General features: G+C 72.1%; 23 protein-coding genes. 6 read left to right on the plus strand and 17 right to left on the minus strand.

Translation table 11 applies throughout. The features are described from left to right. Position 1 precedes the first annotated feature (1 nt). The 3 genes from QF034_RS32405 to QF034_RS32415 are packed head-to-tail and all read left to right on the plus strand — an operon-like array spanning position 2 to position 1,439. Entirely contained in the window at positions 2 to 253 is a 252-nt protein-coding gene (locus QF034_RS32405) for a gas vesicle protein GvpG (RefSeq protein ID WP_307178240.1), read from the plus strand. Continuing rightward, complete coding sequence (locus QF034_RS32410) at positions 250 to 612, plus strand: gas vesicle protein (protein ID WP_020277769.1); 363 nt, start codon at positions 250 to 252, stop codon at positions 610 to 612. Before QF034_RS32405 ends, QF034_RS32410 begins: the two co-directional genes overlap by 4 nt. Beyond that, positions 609 to 1,439 (plus strand): GvpL/GvpF family gas vesicle protein, encoded by an 831-nt coding sequence (locus QF034_RS32415; protein ID WP_307178241.1) that lies wholly within the window; start codon positions 609 to 611, stop codon positions 1,437 to 1,439. Before QF034_RS32410 ends, QF034_RS32415 begins: the two co-directional genes overlap by 4 nt. Positions 1,440 to 1,478: 39 nt before the next feature. Here the strand turns inward: QF034_RS32415 and QF034_RS32420 are convergent, their stop codons facing one another. From QF034_RS32420 to QF034_RS32485, 15 genes are all read right to left on the minus strand, one after another. Continuing rightward, positions 1,479 to 2,219: a sirohydrochlorin chelatase gene (locus QF034_RS32420; RefSeq protein WP_307178242.1), complete on the minus strand. Its 741-nt coding sequence runs from the start codon at positions 2,217 to 2,219 to the stop codon at positions 1,479 to 1,481. 4 nt (positions 2,220 to 2,223) lie between these two features. After that, positions 2,224 to 3,120, minus strand: coding sequence for an ABC transporter permease (locus tag QF034_RS32425; RefSeq protein WP_307178243.1), 897 nt, complete (start codon positions 3,118 to 3,120; stop codon positions 2,224 to 2,226). Continuing rightward, on the minus strand, positions 3,107 to 3,895 hold the full coding sequence (locus tag QF034_RS32430) for an ABC transporter ATP-binding protein (protein WP_307178244.1): 789 nt from the start codon (positions 3,893 to 3,895) through the stop codon (positions 3,107 to 3,109). Before QF034_RS32430 ends, QF034_RS32425 begins: the two co-directional genes overlap by 14 nt. Positions 3,896 to 3,930: 35 nt before the next feature. Next, positions 3,931 to 5,034: an ABC transporter substrate-binding protein gene (locus QF034_RS32435; protein ID WP_307178245.1), complete on the minus strand. Its 1,104-nt coding sequence runs from the start codon at positions 5,032 to 5,034 to the stop codon at positions 3,931 to 3,933. A 222-nt stretch (positions 5,035 to 5,256) separates the two neighbouring features. Beyond that, entirely contained in the window at positions 5,257 to 6,591 is a 1,335-nt protein-coding gene (locus QF034_RS32440; protein WP_307178246.1) for a sulfate adenylyltransferase subunit 1, read from the minus strand. Positions 6,592 to 6,593: 2 nt separating this feature from the next. Beyond that, on the minus strand, positions 6,594 to 7,529 hold the full coding sequence (gene cysD / locus QF034_RS32445; protein WP_306962220.1) for a sulfate adenylyltransferase subunit CysD: 936 nt from the start codon (positions 7,527 to 7,529) through the stop codon (positions 6,594 to 6,596). Further along, positions 7,526 to 8,062 (minus strand): adenylyl-sulfate kinase, encoded by a 537-nt coding sequence (gene cysC, locus QF034_RS32450; RefSeq protein WP_244204493.1) that lies wholly within the window; start codon positions 8,060 to 8,062, stop codon positions 7,526 to 7,528. The genes cysD and cysC overlap by 4 nt, the downstream gene beginning before the upstream one ends. A 56-nt stretch (positions 8,063 to 8,118) precedes the next feature. Beyond that, positions 8,119 to 8,829: a phosphoadenylyl-sulfate reductase gene (locus tag QF034_RS32455; RefSeq protein WP_086564452.1), complete on the minus strand. Its 711-nt coding sequence runs from the start codon at positions 8,827 to 8,829 to the stop codon at positions 8,119 to 8,121. Next, entirely contained in the window at positions 8,826 to 9,005 is a 180-nt protein-coding gene (locus tag QF034_RS32460; RefSeq protein WP_010042581.1) for a hypothetical protein, read from the minus strand. The genes QF034_RS32455 and QF034_RS32460 overlap by 4 nt, the downstream gene beginning before the upstream one ends. Continuing rightward, positions 9,002 to 10,699: a nitrite/sulfite reductase gene (locus QF034_RS32465; RefSeq protein WP_307178248.1), complete on the minus strand. Its 1,698-nt coding sequence runs from the start codon at positions 10,697 to 10,699 to the stop codon at positions 9,002 to 9,004. The genes QF034_RS32460 and QF034_RS32465 overlap by 4 nt, the downstream gene beginning before the upstream one ends. 129 nt (positions 10,700 to 10,828) lie before the next feature. Next, the gene (locus QF034_RS41615; RefSeq protein ID WP_310887545.1) at positions 10,829 to 10,912 is read right to left on the minus strand and encodes a putative leader peptide; all 84 of its coding nucleotides are present in this window, start codon (positions 10,910 to 10,912) and stop codon (positions 10,829 to 10,831) included. A 126-nt stretch (positions 10,913 to 11,038) separates the two neighbouring features. After that, a complete protein-coding gene (locus QF034_RS32470; protein WP_307178249.1) occupies positions 11,039 to 11,611 on the minus strand; it encodes a GNAT family N-acetyltransferase in 573 nt (190 codons plus the stop codon). 66 nt (positions 11,612 to 11,677) lie between these two features. Next, positions 11,678 to 13,006 carry a hypothetical protein gene (locus QF034_RS32475; protein ID WP_307178250.1) on the minus strand — a complete coding sequence of 443 codons (1,329 nt, stop codon included), beginning with the start codon at positions 13,004 to 13,006 and terminating at the stop codon, positions 11,678 to 11,680. 173 nt (positions 13,007 to 13,179) lie between these two features. Then, a complete protein-coding gene (locus tag QF034_RS32480) occupies positions 13,180 to 14,457 on the minus strand; it encodes a GAF domain-containing protein (RefSeq protein WP_307178251.1) in 1,278 nt (425 codons plus the stop codon). Between the two features lie 291 nt (positions 14,458 to 14,748). Further along, positions 14,749 to 16,383 (minus strand): acyl-CoA dehydrogenase family protein, encoded by a 1,635-nt coding sequence (locus QF034_RS32485; protein WP_307178252.1) that lies wholly within the window; start codon positions 16,381 to 16,383, stop codon positions 14,749 to 14,751. A 109-nt stretch (positions 16,384 to 16,492) separates the two neighbouring features. On the opposite strand from QF034_RS32485, the gene QF034_RS32490 reads away from it, so the two are divergent. Continuing rightward, complete coding sequence (locus tag QF034_RS32490) at positions 16,493 to 17,650, plus strand: YihY/virulence factor BrkB family protein (protein WP_307178253.1); 1,158 nt, start codon at positions 16,493 to 16,495, stop codon at positions 17,648 to 17,650. A 519-nt stretch (positions 17,651 to 18,169) separates the two neighbouring features. Here QF034_RS32490 and QF034_RS32495 read toward each other — a convergent pair. Next, on the minus strand, positions 18,170 to 19,015 hold the full coding sequence (locus QF034_RS32495; protein ID WP_307178254.1) for a Rossmann-fold NAD(P)-binding domain-containing protein: 846 nt from the start codon (positions 19,013 to 19,015) through the stop codon (positions 18,170 to 18,172). 81 nt (positions 19,016 to 19,096) lie between these two features. On the opposite strand from QF034_RS32495, the gene QF034_RS32500 reads away from it, so the two are divergent. Both QF034_RS32500 and QF034_RS32505 read left to right on the plus strand, forming a co-directional pair. Then, positions 19,097 to 20,068, plus strand: coding sequence for a helix-turn-helix transcriptional regulator (locus QF034_RS32500; RefSeq protein WP_307178255.1), 972 nt, complete (start codon positions 19,097 to 19,099; stop codon positions 20,066 to 20,068). Positions 20,069 to 20,167: 99 nt separating this feature from the next. After that, positions 20,168 to 20,857: a DUF6597 domain-containing transcriptional factor gene (locus QF034_RS32505; protein WP_307178256.1), complete on the plus strand. Its 690-nt coding sequence runs from the start codon at positions 20,168 to 20,170 to the stop codon at positions 20,855 to 20,857. Here the strand turns inward: QF034_RS32505 and QF034_RS32510 are convergent. Then, positions 20,837 to 21,241: a VOC family protein gene (locus tag QF034_RS32510; protein WP_307178257.1), complete on the minus strand. Its 405-nt coding sequence runs from the start codon at positions 21,239 to 21,241 to the stop codon at positions 20,837 to 20,839. The genes QF034_RS32505 and QF034_RS32510 overlap by 21 nt on opposite strands. Positions 21,242 to 21,283 lie beyond the last annotated feature (42 nt).

Raw genomic sequence — 21,283 nt, forward strand, 5'->3', positions numbered from 1 at the left:
CATGGGCCTGCTCACCGGCATCCTCACCCTCCCGCTCGCGCCCGTGCGCACCACCCTCTGGGCCGCCGAGCAGCTGCAGGCCGCCGCCGAGGCGCAGTACTACGACCCGGCCCCCGTCCGGCAGGCCCTCGTCGACCTGGAACGGGCCCTGCTGGAGGGACGCCTCGACGAGGACGAGTACGACCGCCGCGAGGACGAACTGCTGGACCGACTCGACGAGATCGACGCCCGGAGACGAGCCCTGCGACCATGACCCATCCGGCAACAGGCGGACTCACCGGGCCGCCCCGCCTTCCCTCCCCCTACGACCACGGCCCCGGTGCCCAGAGCGCCAACCTCGCCGACATCCTCGAACGCGTCCTCGACAAGGGCGTGGTCATCGCCGGCGACATCCGGATCAACCTGCTCGACATCGAACTGCTCACCATCAAGCTGCGCCTGCTCGTCGCTTCCGTCGACAAGGCGAAGGAGATGGGCATCGACTGGTGGGAACACGATCCCTCCCTCTCCTCCCGCGCCGCTCGCCCCGAGCGGTCCCTGGCCGACGAGAACGAACGGCTGCGCGCAGAGATCGCCGCCCTCAAGGCGGCCGACAGGAGGCCGGAGCCATGACCGACCCGACCGACCCGGACGTCGTCTACGTCTACGCGGTCCTGCGCCGCACCCCCGGGGCCGCCGCGGCGGTGGCGCACGTGCGCGGTGTCGCCGGCGACCCGATCCACCTGGTGGAGCCCGCCGACCCCACGTCCCGGCTGGCCTTCGCGGTCGGCCACGTCCCGGCCGCCGACTACGCCGACGGACCCCTCAAGGCCCACCTCGACGACCTGGACTGGATGGAGTCCACGGTCCGCTCCCACCACGCCGTGGTCGCCGCGCTCGTCGCGAGCGGCGCCGCCGTCCTGCCCCTGAGCCTGGCCACCGTCTACCCCGACGAGGACCGAGCCCGGCACGCCCTCGACACCCGCCGCGCGTACTTCCTGTCCCTCCTGGACCGCCTCACGGGCCACGTCGAACTCGGCGTCAAGATCTACGCCACCCCCGACATCACACCACCCGGGCCGGACACCGACGCCGGACGGGAAACGCCCACCGGCCTCGGCGTCGGCCGCGCCTACCTGTCGATCCGCCGCCGCAGACAGCGCAGAAACGAGGAAGCCTGGCGTACGGTCGCCCAGGCCGCCGCCCACCTCACACAGACCGCCGGCGCCCTCGCCGTCGACCGCGTCGCACACACCCCGGAACGCGGAAGCCTCGCGGGCCCGGCCCCTGGCACCAACGTCGGCAACGACGCCTACCTCGTCCCCGCCGACCGCGTCGACGCCTTCCGCACCGGCGTACTGGCGGCCGCCGAGGGCATCCCCGGCCTCCGCGTCGAGGTCACCGGCCCCTGGGCCCCTTACTCCTTCGCACTCCAGCCGGAGCCGGAACCCGCCGCGTGACGGGCCGTCGGGGCCCTTGCCCTGATGGCCGGTTCCGCTTCAGGCGCTCACAGCCGTCAACGCCGGTACCCCAGCCGCGTCGTACCGCTCCAGCACGACCCGCGCCACCTCCGGCGCCGGACCCAGCACATCGGCCAGGACGTCCGCCTCAGCCGCGCCCCGCGCGATGCGGTCCGGGAGGAAGCCGGGGGCGAGGACGTAGGGGGCGACCGCCACCCGGGCGCAGCCGAGGGCCCGGAGTTCCCGGACGGCGTCCTGGGTGCGGGGGAGAGATGCGGAGGCGAACGCAGGCCGCACGGCGCACCAACCGGTGTGCCGCCACTCCCGCGCGATTTCTGCGATCACTGCGATCGCCTCCGGGTCGGTGGACCCCGCCGAGGCCAGCACGACCCCGGTCGAGGACTTGTCGGCGGGGGACAGGCCCGCCTCGTACAGGCGCCGCTCGAGGGCGGACAGCAACAGCGGCGACGGGCCCAGGACCTCCGCCTGGCGGATCCGCAGCTGCGGGGGAGCGTCCCCGAGGACCGCCGGGATGTCCGCCTTCGCGTGGAACGCCCGGGTCAGCAGGAGGGGGAGGGCCACGACCTCACGGACGCCCTGCACCGCCAGGGACTCCAGCACCCCCTGCACCGAGGGCACGTTGAAGTCCAGGAAGCCCGTCTCCACGCGTACGTCGGGGCGCAGGGAGCGGACCCGGCGCACCAGGGCGTGCACCGTCGCGGCGTGCCGCGGGTCGCGGCTGCCGTGGGCGATGACGAGGAGAACGGGCTTGTTGATCACGGGGTCACTTCACCAGCAGGCCGCGGCTGCGCAGCACCCACCGCTCCAGCGGGCTGAAGATCAGCAGGTCGATCGCGATACCGACGATGAGGATGAGGAGGATGGCTTCGAAGACCATGGCCATGTCGCTGGCGTTGCGGCCGTTCTCCAGGAGTTGTCCGAGGCCGACGCCGAGGTCGGGGAAGGACGCGATGATCTCGGCGGCCATCAGGGAGCGCCAGGAGAAGGCCCAGCCCTGCTTCAGGCCCGCCACATAGCCGGGCAGCGCGGCCGGGAGCACGATGTGCCAGGTGCCCTTGAGGCCGGTCGCGCCGAGCGTGCGGCCCGCGCGCAGGAACAGCGGGGGCACCTGGTCGACGCCCGAGACGAGGCCGTTGGCGATCGACGGGACCGCGCCGAGCAGGATCACCGCGTACATCATGGAGTTGTTCAGGCCCAGCCAGATCACGGCCGGCGGCACCCAGGCGACCGAGGGCAGGGACTGCAGGCCGGACAGGATCGGGCCGATGGCCGCGCGGATGAACTTCACGCGGGCCACCAGCAGACCCAGCGGGGTGCCGATGACCAGGGCGAAGCAGAAGCCGAGCAAGCCCCGGGAGATGCTGGTCCAGATGTAGCCGAGCAGTTCGCCCTGGAGCCACGCCTGGTGGACGACGTCCCACACCGCCGACGGCGCGGGCAGCTTGGTCGGGTCGTCGACGACCTTGAAGGAGATCAGGGCCTGCCAGACCGCCAGGACGAGGGCGACGGCGAGGACGGGCGGCAGGATCTTCTCGGTGAAGGTCTGCCGGAACGGCTTGCGGCTGGTCTGCCGCGTCTCCAGCGCGTCGAGGCCCGCCTCCAGCCCGGCGAGGTCGTTGCCGTCCTTGTCGACGGTCGTCGTCGAGTCAGTGCTGGCCATGACGGCGGATCTCCCCACGCAGTTCTTCGGTGATCTCGACGGACAGCTCCGCCACGGCGGTGTCCTCGATGCGGCGCGGCTGCGGGATGTCCACCGTCCACTCGCGGGCGATCCGGCCCGGACGGGAGGACAGCAGCACCACACGCTGGGCGAGGCGGACCGCCTCGCGCACGTTGTGCGTGACGAACAGGACGGACACCTGCGTCTCACGCCAGATACGGGTCAGCTCGTGGTGCAGCACGTCCCGCGTGATCGCGTCCAGCGCCGCGAACGGCTCGTCCATCAGCAGGAGCTTGCTCTCCTGGGCCAGCGCCCGGGCCAGGGCGACCCGCTGGCGCATACCGCCCGACAACTCGTGCACCCGCTTGCCGTACGCGCCGTTGAGCCGGACGAGTTCGAGCAGCCGCTCCGCCCGCTCGCGGCGCTCCGCCTTCGGCACCCCGCTGAGCTTCAGGGCCAGTTCGATGTTCTTGCCCGCGGTGAGCCAGGGGAACAGGGCGTGTTCCTGGAACATCAGGGCCGGGCGCCCGTCCGTGGTGATCTCGCCGGCGGAGGGCCGGTCCAGGCCCGCCACCAGGTTGAGCAGGGTGGATTTGCCGCAGCCCGAGGCCCCCAGGAGGGTGACGAACTCGCCGGGCGCGACATCGAGGGTGATGTCGTCCAGGACGAGCTGCTGCCCGGCGGGGCCCGCGAACGACTTCGAGACGTGCTCGATCCGGGCGGCGTGGGTGGCCGCCTCTGTGCCGTCGGCGGCCTTGGCGAGGGTCGTGGCCATGGTCGTCACCTCCTGGGACTCTTCGGGAACCGGGCTTACTTCGCGCCGAGACCGGCGTCGTCGACCGTGGGCTCGCCCTCGGCCTTGAGGACCTTGTTCAGCGGCGCGAGGTCGTAGATGCCCTTCAGATCGAACTTCTGCAGCAGCCCCGCCTTCACGGCGTGGTCGGCCTCGGTGTTGAGGGTGGAGGCCAGCGGGTCGTCGGTGAACCGGATCGACTTCCACGCCGGGTCCAGCACGTCGGCCGGCAGCGCCTTGCCGGAGTACGTGGCCAGCTGCTCGTTGGCGGCCGCCTTCGCCGCGTCCGGGTTGGCGTTGATCCACTTGTTGGTCTCGACCGAGCCCTTCAGCACGGCCTCGACGACCTTCGGGTGCTTCTTGAGGAACTCCTGGCGCACGATGATGTTCGTGATCACGAACTTCTTGTCCGGCCACAGCGACGCCTCGTCGAGGAGGACCTTGCCGCCCTCGGCGACCAGCTTCGACGCGGTCGGCTCCGGCACCCACGCACCGTCCACCGAGCCGGACTTGTAGGCGTCCGGGGTGACCTTGTTGTCACTGCGCACGACCGTGACGTCGCCCTTGCCGCTCTGCGGGTCGATCTTCCAGCCCTGGTCGGCGGCCCAGTTGAGGAACGCCACGTCCTGGGTGTTGCCGAGCTGCGGGGTCGCGATCCGCTTGCCCTTGACGTCCTTCAGGGACTTGATCTTGTCCGGGTTGACTACGAGCTTCACACCGCCGGACGCCGAGCCGCCGATGATCCGCAGGTTCTTGCCCTGGGACTTGACGTAGCCGTTGATGGCCGGGGAGGGGCCGATCCAGCCGATGTCGATGGAGCCGGAGTTGAGGGCCTCGATCTCGGAGGGCCCCGCGTTGAAGAGCGCGGGCTCGGCCTTGGTGGCGCCGAGCGCCTTCTGGAAGAAGCCCTTCTGCATGCCCACCAGCGCGGTGCCGTGGGTGAGGTTGCCGAAGTAGCCGATCTTGACGGTGTCGAGACCGTCGATCTTCTTCGCCCCGGCGGCGACCTTGGCGGTGCCGTCGTCCTTCGACTGGGAGCCGTAGCCGCAGGCGGCCAGCGTGAGCAGGGGCAGTGCGGCCAGTACCGCGAAGGATCGGCGCAGAGCGGATGATGCAGGCACGGGAGGGTTTCCTCTCGGAGGCCCGGCGGTCACGGTCTCTCAGGTCGTGGCCGGGAGGTCGGCAGGTTTTCGTCTACGGCGGTGGGGGGCGAGGGCGCGCAGGCAGTGCGCGTACGTCAGCGCACACATCGCGCGACTCCGCCCTGCCCGCTGCCGAGAGCACCGCTGCCGACGCGGCCGCCCTCCTTCGCGAACATGGAGTAGAAGTCGGGGGAGTTCATGTCAGAAGTCCCACCCGTCGTCATCGGACGCGTCCTTGACCGGTTCCGGGGCGGCGAAGGACTCGCCGACCATGCCCGCGGTCAGCGTCGTGCCGTCGTTGGGATCGATCAGGATGAACGAGCCGGTGCGCCGCGAGTCGGCGTAGGAGTCGACCGGCAGCGGCTCGGCGGTGCGGATCTTGACCCGGCCGATGTCGTTGGCGACGAGCTGTCCCGGGTGCGGGTGCAGGGACAGGTCGGCGAGCGTGAGGCGGGAGGGGATGTCCTTGACGATCGCCTTGACCGTGCGGGTGCCGTGCTTGAGCAGCACGCGGTGGCCGACCGTCAGGGGTGCGTCGGCGACGTGGCAGACGGTGGCCTCGATGTCCTGCGTGGTCGCGGGCGCGTCCTTGGTGGGCACGATGAGGTCGCCGCGCGAGATGTCGATGTCGTCCTCCAGCAGGAGGGTCACCGACTGCGTCGTCCAGGCCACCTCGACCGGCTCACCCAGCAGATCGATACCCGTGATCTTCGAGGTGCGGCCCGACGGCAGCACCGTCACCTCCTCCCCGACGTGGAAGGAACCGGCCGCGATCTGCCCGGCGTAGCCGCGGTAGTCGGGGTGGTCCGCGCTCTGCGGCCGGATCACGTACTGCACCGGCAGCCGGGCGTGGCAGTGGCTCAGGTCGTGCGCGACCGGGACCGTCTCCAGGTGCTCCAGCACCGTCGGCCCGCCGTACCAGTCCATGTTCGCCGAGGGGTCCACGACGTTGTCGCCGACGAGGGCGGAGATCGGGATCGCGGTGACCTCAGGCACGCCCAGCTCGGTCGCGTACGCCGTGAACTCCTCGGCGATCGCGGCGAACACCGTCTCGTCGTAGCCGACCAGGTCCATCTTGTTGACGGCGAGGACCGCGTGCGGCACCCGCAGCAGCGCGGCGATGGCGGCATGCCGGCGGGTCTGCTCCACCACGCCGTTGCGGGCGTCGACCAGGATCACCGTCAGCTCGGCGGTGGAGGCGCCGGTGACCATGTTGCGGGTGTACTGCACATGACCGGGGGTGTCGGCCAGGATGAACCGGCGCCGGGGCGTGGCGAAGTAGCGGTAGGCCACGTCGATGGTGATGCCCTGCTCCCGCTCGGCCCGCAGACCGTCGGTCAGCAGCGCCAGGTCCGGCGCCTCCTGGCCCCGGCTGGCGGAAGCGCGCTCGACGGCCTCCAGCTGGTCGGTCAGGACGGACTTGGAGTCGTGCAGGAGCCGCCCGACGAGGGTGGACTTGCCGTCGTCGACGGAACCGGCGGTGGCGAACCGCAGCAGCGTGGTCGCCGAGAGCTCCTCGGTCGTGATCGTGCTCATCTCTAGAAGTACCCCTCGCGCTTGCGGTCTTCCATCGCCGCTTCGGACATCTTGTCGTCGGCGCGGGTGGCGCCCCGCTCGGTCAGCCGGGACGCGGCGATCTCCACGATCACCTTCTCGATCGTGTCGGCGTCGGAGTCGACGGCGCCGGTGCAGGACATGTCACCGACCGTGCGGTAGCGCACCAGGCGCTTCTCCACCGTCTCGCCGTCCTTCGGCCCGCCCCACTCACCGGCCGTCAGCCACATGCCGCTGCGCCGGAACACCTCACGCTCGTGCGCGTAGTAGATCTCCGGCAGTTCGATGCCCTCACGGGCGATGTACTGCCACACGTCCAGCTCGGTCCAGTTCGACAGCGGGAACACGCGGACGTGCTCGCCGGGGGCGTGCCGGCCGTTGTAGAGGTTCCACAGCTCGGGGCGCTGGCGGCGCGGGTCCCACTGGGAGAACTCGTCCCGCAGGGAGAACACCCGCTCCTTGGCCCGGGCCTTCTCCTCGTCGCGGCGGCCGCCGCCGAAGACCGCGTCGAACTTCTCCTGCTGGATCTTCTCCGTCAGCGGCAGCGTCTGCAGCGGGTTGCGGGTGCCGTCCGGGCGCTCCTTGAGCACACCCCGGTCGATGTAGTCCTGCACCGAGGCGACATGCAGCCGCAGCCCGTGCCGGGCGACCGTGCGGTCCCGGTAGTCGAGGACCTCCGGGAAGTTGTGCCCGGTGTCCACGTGCAGCAGCGAGAACGGCACCGACGCCGGGCGGAACGCCTTCAGCGCCAGATGCAGCATGACGATCGAGTCCTTGCCGCCGGAGAAGAGAATCACCGGCCGCTCGAACTCACCCGCCACCTCACGGAAGATGTGCACCGCCTCCGACTCGAGAGCGTCGAGGTGGGAGAGCGCGTACGGGCTGTCGGTCTCCTCGGAAACCGTGGCGGCGGTCGTCATGCCAGTCCCCTTTCGCTCAGCAGGGCGTACACGGACGCCGCGGACTCCTGCACGGTCTGGTTCTGCGACTCGATGCGCAGATCGGGCGACTCGGGTGCCTCGTACGGGTCGTCGACCCCGGTGAGCCCCTTGAGCTCGCCCGCGGCCTGCTTGGCGTACAGGCCCTTCACGTCCCGCTCGCTGCACACCTCCACCGGAGTCGCCACGTGGATCTCCACGTACGCGGTGCCGTTCGTCTGGTGCCGCTTGCGCACCGCCTCGCGGCTGTCCTGGTACGGCGCGATGACCGGGACGAGGGCGAGCACGCCGTTGCGGGCGAGCAGTTCGGCGACGAAGCCGATGCGCTGCACGTTGGTGTGCCGGTCCTCGCGGCTGAAGCCGAGGCCCGCCGAGATGAACTCGCGGATCTCGTCGCCGTCGAGCACCTCGACGCGGTGGCCCTCGGCACGGAGCCGGCCGGCCAGCTCGTGGGCGATGGTGGTCTTGCCGGCACTCGGCAGACCCGTGAGCCAGACGGTGGCTCCGGTCGTCACGTCGGTCTCCTGAATCGTCTGAGGCTGAGTGTGAGTCGTCTGAGTCCGAGGCGCGGTCATCCGTGCAGCCCGCACTCGGTCTTGCTGCGGCCCGCCCAGCGGCCGGCGCGCGCGTCCTCGCCTTCCAGGACCCGGCGGGTGCAGGGGGCGCACCCGACGGAGGCGTAACCGTCCATCAGCAGCGGGTTCGTCAGGACGCCGTGCTCCGTGACGTACGCGTCCACGTCGTCCTGGGTCCAGCGGGCGATCGGGGAGATCTTGACCTTCTGGCGCTTCTCGTCCCAGCCGACGACCGGGGTGTTCGCCCGGGTCGGGGACTCGTCGCGGCGCAGACCGGTCGCCCAGGCCTGGTAGTTCTTCAGGCCTCGCTCCAAAGGCTCCACCTTGCGCATGGCGCAGCACAGGTCGGGGTTGCGGTCGTGCAGCCTGGGGCCGTACTCCGCGTCCTGCTCGGCGACCGTCTGGCGGGGCGTGAGCGTGATGACGTTGACGTCCATCACGGCGTCGACCGCGTCACGGGTGCCGATGGTCTCCTCGAAGTGGTAGCCGGTGTCGAGGAAGACGACGTCGACGCCGGGCATCGCCCGGGAGGCGAGGTGGGCGACGACCGCGTCCTCCATCGAGGAGGTCACGCAGAAGCGCTTGCCGAACGTCTCGGCCGCCCACTGGAGGATCTCCAGCGCGGAGGCGTCCTCGAGGTCGCGGCCCGCCTGCTCGGCGAGCGCCTTGAGCTCCTCTGCCGTGCGCTCTTCCTGAACCGTGGTCATATCTGTGCCCCTCCGGTGTCGGATCGCTTCAGCCCCTGGGCGAGCAGCCCGAGGAACTTCAGCTGGAATGCTCGGCTGCACGCCGCGCATTCCCACGCGCCGTGTCCGGCCTCGCTCGGACGCAGGTCCTCGTCGCCGCAGTAGGGGCAGTAGAAGGGGGCCGCTCGTTCGCTCACGACAGGGCCTCCTCGCTGGCCCGGGCCGCCCAGGCGGCGAACCGCTCGCCGTCCTCGCGCTCCGCCTCGAAGCGCTTCAGGACGCGCTCGATGTACTCGGGCAGCTCGTCGGAGGTGACCTTCAGGCCGCGCACCTTGCGACCGAACCCGGCCTCCAGGCCGAGGGCGCCGCCCAGGTGCACCTGGTAGCCCTCAACCTGCTCGCCCTGGTCGTTGACGACCAGCTGGCCCTTGAGACCGATGTCCGCCACCTGGATACGGGCGCAGGCGTTCGGGCAGCCGTTGAGGTTGATGGTGATCGGCTCGTCGAACTCCGGCAGACGGCGCTCCAGCTCGTCGATGAGCTGCGAGCCGCGCTGCTTGGTCTCGACGATGGCCAGCTTGCAGAACTCGATGCCGGTGCAGGCCATGGTGCCGCGCCGGAACGTGGACGGCCGGGCGGTCAGATCGAGCGCCTCCAGGCCCTCGACGAGCGACTCGACCTTGTCCTCCTCGACGTCGAGGACGATCATCTTCTGCTCGACGGTGGTGCGCACCCGGCCGGAGCCGTGGGCCTCCGCGAGGTCGGCGATCTTCGTGAGCGTCGCGCCGTCGACGCGTCCCACGCGCGGGGCGAAGCCGACGTAGAAGCGGCCGTCCTTCTGGCGGTGCACGCCGATGTGGTCGCGCCACTGCTGGACCGGCTGCTCGGGGGCCGGGCCGTCGACCAGCTTGCGCCGCAGGTACTCGTCCTCCAGGACCTGCCGGAACTTCTCCGCGCCCCAGTCGGCGACGAGGAACTTCAGCCGGGCGCGGTTGCGCAGCCGGCGGTAGCCGTAGTCACGGAAGATCGAGATGACGCCTTCGTAGACGTCCGGGACCTCGTCGATCGGCACCCAGGCGCCCAGCCGCACGCCCAGCTTCGGGTTGGTGGACAGGCCGCCGCCGACCCACACGTCGAAGCCCGGGCCGTGCTCGGGGTGCACGACGCCGACGAACGCGACGTCGTTGATCTCGTGCACCACGTCCAGCAGCGGGGAGCCCGAGATCGCGGTCTTGAACTTCCGCGGGAGGTTCGAGTACGCCTTGTTGTTCAGGACGCGGCGCTTCATCTCCTCCAGCGCCGGCGTGGCGTCGATGATCTCGTCCGCCGCGATACCGGCGACGGGCGAGCCGATCATCACGCGCGGGGTGTCGCCGCAGGCGGTGACCGTGGACAGGCCGACGCCCTCCAGCCGGTTCCAGATCTCGGGCACGTCCTCGATCCGGATCCAGTGGTACTGCACGTTCTGCCGGTCGGTGATGTCGGCCGTGCCGCGCGCGAACTCCTGCGAGATCTCGCCGATGACCCGCAGCTGCCGGGTGGTCAGCGCCCCGCCGTCGATGCGGACACGCAGCATGAAGTACTCGTCGTCCAGCTCCTCCGGCTCCAGCACCGCCGTCTTGCCGCCGTCGATCCCGGGACGGCGCTGGGTGTACAGGCCCCACCAGCGCATCCGGCCGCGCAGGTCGTTCGGGTCGATCGAGTCGAAGCCCCGCTTGGAGTAGATCGTCTCAATGCGTGTCCGCACATTGAGACCGTCGTCGTCCTTCTTGAACTGCTCGTTGCCGTTGAGCGGGGTGTGGTGCCCCGCGGCCCACTGACCCTCACCGCGGTGACGGCTCACCTTGCGGCGGGGAGTCGCGGCGGCAGGGTTCTGCGGGGTGGCGGCCATGGTTGATACGTCCTTCGGGACAGGCGGGAAAGCGGCTCTGACCTGCGCGTGCGGGCGCATGGGCAGAGGGCGCGTCATTGCGCGGGAATGCGACGATAAAGGGGGATGTCGGGCGGTGCGTGAGTGCTCTCAGCGCGCCGGACAGATGGCGCTGGACATGCGGCCGAGGTCGACGTGGCGTCGACTCACCAAGGCAATCCCAGTTCCAGGCATGACGGAAGCGTGTCACGGCGATCTGGACACAGTCCAGCTTCGTCCAAGATTCGGACACTCAAGTCTCGACATGTAAGACGTGCGTGTCCTTGGTCACATCGGGCCGTCCCCGGGTGTCCGACCAGGTCAGACGGGGAACGCCCCAGGCCACGGACCCGGAGCGGTGACGTCCGGTTCCTCCTCGACCTTGGTGTCGAACAGCTTGAAGCCGCGGCGCCGGTAATTGTCCATCGCGTGCTCGCCGTCCTTGCTGCACGTGTGCAGCCAGACACGCTTCGTCGGCGTCAGTCCCGCCCACCGGTCCGCGAGGTCCCAGGCCCGGGCCGTGCCGTACGACAGCAGGTGCCCGCCGATGCGCCGGCCGCGGAAAGCGGGGAGCAGGCCGAAGTAGACGATCTCCACGACCGCGTCGTCCTGCGCCTCCAGCTCCACGTACCCCGCGGGCGTGCCCCGGTCGTACGCCACCCACGTCTCCACACCGGGCCGCTCCAGGTGCTCCAGCCACCGCGCGTACGACCAGCTCAGCCGGTCCGTCCAGAGGATGTCGCCGCCGACCGAGGCGTACAGGTACCGGCTGAACTCGGGCGAGGGCACCTCGGAGCGGACGACCCGGACGTCCCCGTCCGGCGCGGCGGCCGGCAGCAGGTCGGTCGGGGCGGTCTGCTCCAGGGACCAGGTGGTCACGGCGATGGTGGTCATGCGGGCCAGAAAATCATCTGACTCACTGGTCTGTCGATCGTGTCCTGCCGGTCAGCCGGTCGCGGCCTACCGGTCCGCCGACCGCTCCAGCGCCCGGTCCACCGACGCCAGCGGCAGCGCGAACAGCACCCGCCCCGACTGGGACCAGAGCTCACCGGTCTCCTCCCAGTAGGACAGCGAACCCGACAGGCCGCTCCAGCAGTGGCGCGTCTCGTCCATCGCGCACTCAGCCGCCCGCGCGCCCTTCGTGTCCTGGCGCCACAGCGTCCCGTGCCCGCCGGGCGTGCCCGCCGCGCGGTCGAGGTACCAGCCCGAGCGGTACGACAGCACGCCGCGCACGTCGGCCGCCTTCGTCTCGTACGCCTCCACCGGATCCGCGCGCCCCGAGGAGTCCGTGGCGAGCAGGCCCGAGCGGGCCGGGTCCCGGCTCAGCGCGTAGCGCCACAGCCGGGTGCGCCGGTCGCCGTCCGCGGGCACCCACTCGCTCGCCACCAGACTGTCGGGGGAGGTGCTGCGGTCGAGGGAGACCGCGGCTGGGTGCGGCACGTCGTCCCCGCCGGGCAGGGTGTACGAGGCGACCGCGGGCAGCACGTACCGGTAGCCGTACGCCGACCAGCCGCCCCGCACCCGGCCGACCGCGTCGGAGTCGACCGTGGCGCGCTGGATGCGGTCCATGTCGTACACGTACAGCGCGTCCCGGTCGCCCTCGCGGGCCGTCACCAGCAGCTTGTCCTGGTACCAGACCATGCCGGACAGCGGGGAGACGAGCCCCCGGTAGTCCCGCCCGCCGTCCACCGGGACGGCCAGCAGCGCCCAGGTGTAGCGCAGCCGGTCGGGGTCGTTCGCGTCGACGAAGGCGACCTTGGCCAGTCCCCGCTCGGGGTCCGGGCCGTCCAGGGAGCCGCCCCCGGCACCGCCGCGGGTCCAGCCGGAGAGGATCACGCGGTGGTGGCCCCAGCGGCCGTCGTCGTCCGCGTCGCCCGAGGTGGTGACCGCGCCGGGCCGCCAGCCCCGGGTGTCGGCGCCGCCGAAGCAGTACGCGCGCGTGGCGGCCGGCTCGACCGGCAGGGTGTGCTTCTCGGCGGCCGGGCAGCCGTCCGCGTTGCGCAGTGTGTGGTCGGCGCTCTCCAGCACCGTGCCGGCACCGACGGGCCGGCCCATCGTCGAGGCGAGCCGGTCGAGCCACCGCCCGGGCACCCGGTGCTCGGCCAGCGGCAGCCGCCCGGCCCCGGCGGACGCGGAGATGGGCTTCAGAGCCCCGGGCGCGCCGGGACCCGACGCCTGCGAGGCGCTGATCAGGGTGGCGGCGGCGGTGAGCGCGAGAGCCGTCCCGGCCAGGGTGCCACGCAGTACCCTGCCCCGCCTGCGCCGCCGGTGTCTGCCGCGATGCTTCATAACGTCCTCCCGAGGCGGGCCAACTGCGCCTTGTGGTCCGTACGTTGACGGAGGAGCAGGTGGGGTGGCCCGTAGGGGATGCTACGGCAGGTGGGCGGGGCGGGGGGCGAAGACCTTGCAAATATGCGCAAGATGCACCCCTCGGGGCGGCAGGACGGCACGTTCCGTGAACCTCAGAGGGCCGGTGCGCAGCCGCGCAGCCTCCCCACCGACGGTGCCGTCGAGTGCGGCAGCAGGTCGTTCGGGTCGTCCGGGAGGAGCACCTCGACCTCGGTGTCCTCGGCGAAGCGGTACGGCCGGTGTTCCAGGAACGCGCCGAGGTAGCGCCGTACCCGCGACATCTCGGCGCGTACCGTCACCGTGCGGGACGGATCGCCGAACACGTCACCGGCCAGGTCCGAGGCGCTGCGGCCGGCGCGGTGGACGGCGAGGAGGTACAGCAACTCGGCATGCCGGGGACTCAGTTCGCGGGTCCACGAGCCCGCGCCGCCGGAGACCGCCACCGTCCAGCTGCGGGCCTGTCTGAGGTCCAGCACGATGCCGGCCGCCCCCCGCGGCTCCGGTTCGTCGGCGGCCGCCCGCAGCAGCCAGCCCCCGGCCAGCGGCTCCACCGAGCACAGTCCGAGCGCCGGCACCCACCGCGGACCCGGCGCCAGGGACTTGGGCAGGGCCACCCGCCGCGTGTACGGCATCCGGCTGACCGCGGCGGTCCAGCCGTCCCGGTCGACGACCAGGGCGCGCCCGTCGAGCCGGGCCAGCACCGGCGAGGCCACCGCGCGCAGCTCCTCCAGCGACTCCAGGTGCCTCTCCCGCAGCCGGGCCTCGGCGAGTTTGGCCACCGAGTCGACCCAGGCGAGCGTGGCCGGATGCATCGTCTCCAGCGGGCCGCTCACGTCCACCACGCCCAGCAGTCGGCCGTCTCGCGGATCCGTCAGCGGAGCGCCGGCACAGGTCCAGACGGCCTGGGAGCGCACGAAGTGCTCGGAGGCGAAGACCTGTACGGGCCGGCGCACCACCGCCGGGGTGCCCAGGCCGTTCGTCCCGACGACGTCCTCACGCCAGTCCGCGCCGAGTTCGAAGCCGAGCCCGTCGGCCTTGCGCAGCACCGGCGCGCTGCCCTCGCGCCACAGCACCCGGCCCTCCTCGTCGGCGACCACCATGATGTGGTGGGCGACGTCCGCGAACCCCAGCAGCCCCTCCCGCAGCACCGGCAGCACATGACGCAGCGCCGACCTCTCGCGCCGCCGCTGCACCTCCTCGCGGGAGAGCAGATCCGCCCGGAAGTCGTGGTCCGGATCCACACCGCTGCGCAGCATCCGCTCCCAGGACTGCTCGATCACCCGGCGCGGCGCCACGGGCGCGGGCCGCCCGGACAGCCGGGCCGAACGGACCTCGCTGAGCACCCGGGCCGCACGCGTGGTGTCCCCGGCGGCGAGCTGCGTGACGTCCATAGGCGTGTGCCCCCCGGTGTCTTCTGACTACCCGTCGAAGTCGTGTGACCGACTGTCTGCCGGGAGTCTTTTGACTGTCCGTCTCATAGTGCCGTCTGCCCGGCAGGGGCGCGGACAGTCCGCTCCACAGTCAGCAGCAAGTTGCAACCCCTTGCAACCCTGGTGGACAGCCCGGCCGTGTCCGAAACTTGAGCGGCGCCGTCCCGAGCGGCGTTCAGTGGCTCGAACGGGCCAGTGCGGCGGGGGTGGTGCCGTGTCGGCGCAGCACCACCCCCGCTTCGGCTGCCCGGATCAGCTCACCGGCCGGGCCCGCTCCACCACCGACGCCAGATCGAGCGTGTGCGGGAGCGTCCCGAACGCCGCACCCCCGTCGCCGCCCAGCCGGGCCGCGCAGAACGCGTCGGCGACCTGCGGTGGAGCGAAACGGACCAGCAGCGACCCCTGCAGCACCAGCGCCAGCCGCTCCGCCAGCCGCCGCGCCCTGCCCTCCACGCCCTCCAGGTCGGCGAGTTCGGTCAGCAGGTTCTTGATGGCCCCGTCGAGCCGGTGATCGGCGCCGCGCGCCTGCCCGACCTCGCGCAGATACGCGTCGAGCGCCCCCGGCTCCCGCTGCAACGCCCGCAGCACGTCGAGGGCCTGGACGTTGCCCGCGCCCTCCCAGATCGAGTTGAGCGGCGACTCGCGCACCAGCCGGGGCAGGCCCGACTCCTCGACGTAACCGTTGCCGCCCAGGCACTCGGCCGCCTCCACCGCCACCGGCGGGCACCGCTTCGTCACCCAGTACTTGGCCGCCGGCACCGCGATCCGCAGCAGCGCCCGCTCCTGCTCGCCGCCGTCGTCGTAGGCCGCCGCGAGCCGCAGCGCCAGCGTCGTCGCGGCCTCCGACTCCAGGGCGAGATCGGCGAGGACGTTGCGCATCAGCGGTTTGTCGGCGAGCTTCCCGCCGAACGCCTCCCGGTACGTGCAGTGATGCACCGCCTGCGCCACGGCCTGCCGCATCAGCCCCGCCGAGCCCAGCACACAGTCGAGCCGGGTCGCCGCCACCATCTCGATGATGGTGCGCACCCCGCGCCCCTCCTCGCCGACCCGGCGCGCCCAGGTCCCGTCGAACTCCACCTCGGCCGAGGCGTTCGACCGGTTGCCGAGCTTGTCCTTGAGCCGCTGGAGCAGGAACACGTTGCGCGTGCCGTCCGCCAGCACCCGCGGCACCAGGAAGCAGGTGAGCCCGCCCGGAGCCTGCGCCAGCACCAGGAAACCGTCGGACATCGGCGCCGAGCAGAACCACTTGTGCCCGGTCAGTTCGTACGTCCCGTCCTCGGCGAGCGGCCGCGCGGAGGTCGTGCCCGCCCGTACGTCGCTGCCGCCCTGCTTCTCCGTCATGCCCATCCCGAACAGCGCCCCGGCCTTGAGGCGGGCGGGCCTGAACCCACGGTCGTAGACCATGGACGTCAGCCGCGGCTCCCACTCGGCGGCCAGGTCCGGGTCGGTGCGCAGGGCGGGCACCGCCGCGTGCGTCATCGACAGCGGGCAGCCGTTGCCCGCCTCGACCTGCGTCCACACCAGGAAGGCGGCGGCCCGCCGCAGATGCCCGGCCGGCCGGTCCCAGGCCGCGGTCAGACCGGCCGAGACGCCCTTGCCGAGCAGCCGGTGCCAGGACGGATGGAACTCGACCTCGTCGATCCGGTGGCCGTACCGGTCGTGGGTGCGCAGCCGGGGCGGGTTCTCGTTGGCCTGCGCACCCCACTCCTGCACCTGGGCCGAACCGGAGGTTCGCCCGAGCGCCGAGAGCTCGCCGAGCACCTCGTCGCGCAGGCCGGGATCCAGGTGCCGTTCGACCGCGCCCGTGAGGGCCCGGTCGGCCGAGAAGACGTCGTACCCGACCAACGGCGGGACCTGGTTGTTCACGGAGTGGGTGCTGCCAGCCATGCTGCGAACGTACCCCGGGGCGGCACCTCGGTCACCCAGGGGGCGGGGCCGGACGCCGGAGACCAACCTGTGCGTGAGTACGGTCAGGCACGGCGGATACCGTTAGGGGGTGCAGCCAGCAAGTGAAACCCCCGACACACCCTCCGGGCGCCTCCACCGGGCGCGTGCTCTCTACCGGAACGTCTCCAAGCGCAGGACCGCCTGGCTGTTGCTCAAGGACACCGTCAACTCCTGCATCGAGTACCGCATCCTGGGCCTGGCGGCGGAAGCCGCGTTCTTCACGCTGCTGTCGGTGCCGCCGCTGCTGCTGAGCATGATCGGACTGCTCGGCTACGTCGACGCCTGGACCGGCGCCGACACGATCAAGAGTCTCGAGGCCAACCTGCTGGAGGCGGCCCGCACGGTGCTGTCCGACCGGGGCGTGCGTCAGATCGCCGAGCCGATCCTGCACGACGTGATAAAGGGCGGCCGGCCCGACGTCATCTCCATCGGCTTCCTGTTCGCCCTGTGGTCCGGCTCCCGTGCCGTGAACGTCTTCATAGACACCATCACCGTCATGTACGGCCTCGACGGCGTCCGGGGCATCGTGAAGACCCGCCTGATGGCCTTCGCGCTGTTCATCGTCGCCCTGCTGATCGGCTCGATCGCGCTGCCGTTGATGGTGGCCGGGCCGGACGCGGTCGTACGGATCGTGCCGTGGTCGACGACGGTGGTGCAGGTCCTGTACTGGCCGGTCGTCATCCTCCTGTCGATCGCCTTCCTGACCACGCTCTACCACGTGTCCGTCCCCGTCCGCTCCCCGTGGATCGAGGACGTGCCCGGTGCGCTCGTCGCCCTCGGCATGTGGGTCCTCGGCAGTTTCCTGCTGCGGATCTACCTGACCAGCACGGTCGAGGGCCCGACGATCTACGGCTCCCTGGCCGCGCCCGTCGCCGTGCTGCTGTGGATCGGTGTGTCCGCGTTCGCCGTGCTCGTCGGGGCCGCGGTCAACGCCGCGATCGACCGGGTCTGGCCGGCCGCCGCGACGGCCGCGGCCCGCGAGGCCAACGAACGCCTGCGGCAGGCCCAGGTCGCCGAGTACGTCGCCCGCGCCGCCGCCGCGGGCGAGTCCGACCCCGACATGCCCTCCGAGTTCCCGGAACGCTGGTCCCGCTTCCTCCCCCCGGAGGACGTCACGGCCCGCCTGCGCACACACGTGAAGAGCACCCACACGAAGGGCCCCGGCCACTCCAACGGGGAGCAGCCACCACCGCCCGCCGACAAGTAACGGACACGCGCTCCGCCCTGCCCGCCGGCGCCACAACGGCCGTGGGCAGGCCGGGACTGCGGCCCGCCGCATTGCTGCCGGTGCGGTTCGGCTGTGTCCTGCCCACGACGCGCACGCCTGTGCGGCGGGCGGCTCGCCGTCGTCATGCCTTCGGGGCCCGGCCTGCCGGCGGCCGGCCTTGCCTGTCGGCAGGCGACGGGCCATCACTCGCTCTTGGGTCCTGGCCCGGCCGTGGCCCGCGCCGGCAGGCGGCCTGTCGGCGTCGCGTCATTCGCGTCCTGCCTGGCCGTGGCCCGGGGCGTCGTCCGACGGGCAGCCGTCGTCCGGGTCCCGCCTGCCGACGGTCGGCGCCACCCGTCGGCAGGCGATGTACCGGCGCTCACTCTCTGGGGTCCGGCTTGGCCGCGTGGCCCTTCCGGTGTCCGTCCTGCCGGCCGCCGCGGCCGGCAGGCGGAGCACCGTAACTGGCCTCCGCGGCCTGCCCACGAAAGTCACCGCCCGGCCGGCGGTTCGCCGGCGTCATGGCTTCCACGTTCCCGCCGCCGTCTCCTCCCGTACGAAGTCCGTGAAGTCCCTGGGCGCGCGGCCCAGGACCTCTTGGACGCCGTGGGAGAGGTGTGCGTTGCGGCCGTCGAGGACGGTGTCGAAGATTTCGGTCAGGGCCGTGACCTCCTGCGGTGGTAGGCCGAAGTCGAGAAGCCTCTCGCCGTAATCCTGTGTCGACACCGCCCGGTAGGTGAGCGGGCGGCCCGTCGACTCGGCGATTTCCGCCACCGCCTCGCCGAAGGTGAGCAGGCGTGGCCCGGAGAGGGTGATCGTCCGGCCCACGTACCGGTCGCCGGACGTCAGCGCGGTCACCGTCACGTCCGCGATGTCCCGTACGTCGAGGAACGGCTCGCGCACCTCGCCGGCCGGGAACACCAGCTCCCCGCGCTCCCGCAGCTCCGCCACCAGCGGCCCCTCGCTGAAGTTCTGCGCGAACCACGCGGCTCGCAGGACCGTCCAGTCCGCCCCGGACCCGTGCAATGCCTCCTCGGTGGGCAGGGCCTGGTCCTCCCCGCGCCCGGACAGCAGCACCAGCCGTCGCACCCCGAGCCGGACCGCCTCCCGCGCGAGGTCCCCGACCGCTTCCGCGGCGCCCGGCGCGCCGACGTCCGAGGGGTGGGCGAGGTACGCCGCGTCGGCGCCGCGCAGGGTGTCCGCCCAGGTCGAGCGGTCCCACCAGTCGAAACCGGTCGCCCGCGACGCCGCCCGTACCGTGAGCCCGGCGGCCTCCGCGGCCCGTGCCACCCGGCTCCCCGTCCGGCCCGAGGCGCCCGTCACCACAACCGTCCTGCCCTGCGTGTCCCGTGTCGTGTTCGTCATGCCGTCGAGTCAACTGCCGTACGGCGCACGGAACCATCGCTGAACGGCTCATTCCCATACGGCCGCGTCTACGCTGATCCCATGGACGCGCCCCCACGCTCGAACACGCTCACGCGGGGGGATCCCCTCGCAGGGTTGCTGGAGGGCCCCCGTGCCCGGGGCGCGTTCATGATCAGGGCGTGCTTCGACCCGCCGTGGGCGGTACGCGTGGAGGACCGGGCGCCGCTCACCGTGATGCTCGTCGCGCGCGGTGAGGCCTGGGTCCTGCCCGACCGGGGCGAGCGGATCCGGCTGCGGGCCGGGGAGCTGGCCATCGCCCGCGGCCCGGACCCGTACACCTGCGCGGACGCCCCCGGCACGGCACCGCAGGCGCTGATCCTGCCCGGCCAGGAGTGCCGCTACCCCGACGGACGCCCCCTCGACGGCTCCATGGACCTGGGCGTGCGCACCTGGGGCGACCGGCTCGACGGTGCCACGGTGATGCTGATCGGCACGTACCCGGTGCAGGGCGGGATCAGCGGCCGGCTGCTGGACGCGCTGCCGCCGCTGCTCGCCCTCACGTCCGACGTGTGGGACTGCCCGCTCACGCCGTACGTCTCCGAGGAGATCGTGCGGGACGAGCCGGGCCAGGAGGTCGTCCTGGACCGGCTGCTGGACCTGCTGGTCATCGCCGCGCTGCGCGCGTGGTTCGCCCGCCCGGAGGCGGAGGCGCCCGCCTGGTACCGGGCCCTCGCCGACCCGGTCGTCGGCGGTGTCCTGCGCCTGCTCCAGGACGACCCCGCCCACCCGTGGACCGTCGCCGCGCTCGCCGCCAAGGCCGGGGTGTCCCGCGCCGCACTCGCCCGCCGCTTCACCGCCCTGGTCGGCGAGCCCCCGATGACGTACCTCACCGGCTGGCGCCTCGCCCTCGCGGCCGACCGCCTGCGCGACTCCGAGGACACGCTCGACGCGGTGGCCCACCGGGTGGGGTACGGCAGCGCGTTCGCCTTGTCGACGGCGTTCAAGCGGGTGTACGGGGTGAGCCCGGCGGAGTACCGGGGGCGGGCGGCGTAGGGGCCCGGGAACGCGACGGTGCCCTGGTCAGCGACGTAATCGGGAGCCCGGCCCGGACGCGCGCGGCAGTCTCGCCGCCCGCGGCGTAGCCTGGCTCACGTGTACGTGGAGCGGGCGTCACGGCTGGCGGGAGCGGTCGTGTGGAGGAATGCCCCGGAGCGGGACGGGGCGGCGCGCGTGCTGCCCGACGGGTGCATGGACCTGATGTGGCACGAGGGGCGGCTGCTGGTCGCCGGACCCGACACGCATGCGTACCTCACGGACGGCGAGGACGGCACCTGGGCCGGCGTCCGCTTCTACCCGGGCACGGCCCCGGCCCTGCTCGGCGTGCCGGCGCACGAGCTGCGCGACCGCCGTCTCGAGCTCGCGGATCTGTGGCCTGCCCCGGAGGTACGGCGACTGGCGGCACGGGTGAACGCGGCCCCCGACCCGGTGAGCGGACTGGAGGACCTCGCCCTGCGGCAGGCGGCCGGTGCCGATCCGCCGGATCCGCTGCTGCGGCAGGTCGTGACCGCCCTCGGCGCGGGTCGGCCCGTCGCCGCCATCGCCGACGAACTCGGCCTCGGAGCACGCCAGTTGCACCGCCGTTCGCTGACCGCGTTCGGCTACGGGCCCAAGACCCTGGCCCGGGTCCTGCGGCTGCGCCGCGCCCTCGCGCTGGCCCGGCGCGGTGTGCCCTTCGCGGACACGGCCGCCCGGGCCGGTTACGCCGACCAGGCCCATCTCGCCCGCGACGTCAGGGAGTTGGCGGGCCTGCCGCTGGGGGAGCTACTCGCCGCTCGCGGCTAGCGGAGCGAACAGGTCCACCCCGTTGCCGTCCGGATCGAGCACGACGGCGTACCGCTGCCCCCAGAAGGCGTCCCAGGGCTTCAGCTCACCGTGGTACCCGGCGCCCACCAACTCCGCGTACAGCGCGTCCACTTCCTGCGGCCCGTCGCAGCGCAGGGCCGGCGAGGTCCGGCCGCCGTCCGTCGGGGGCCGCCACTCGGGCCGGAACGAGCGGACCGTCTCCTCGGTGTCGAGCATCAGCCGCAGTCCGCCGGGCAGTCCGGCCTCGGCGTGCGGCTGCTTCTCGGCGCCCTCGGGGAAGGCGAACCCGAGCCGGCGGTAGAAGGCGACGGAGGCGGCCATGTCGGAGACCACCAGGCCGATGGCATCGAATCGTGCAGTCATGGGCTCACCGTAGGCAGGCCCGCGACGCCCGTCTTGAAGGAA

The organism is Streptomyces africanus, from assembly GCF_030816955.1.
Taxonomy (GTDB): domain Bacteria; phylum Actinomycetota; class Actinomycetes; order Streptomycetales; family Streptomycetaceae; genus Streptomyces; species Streptomyces africanus.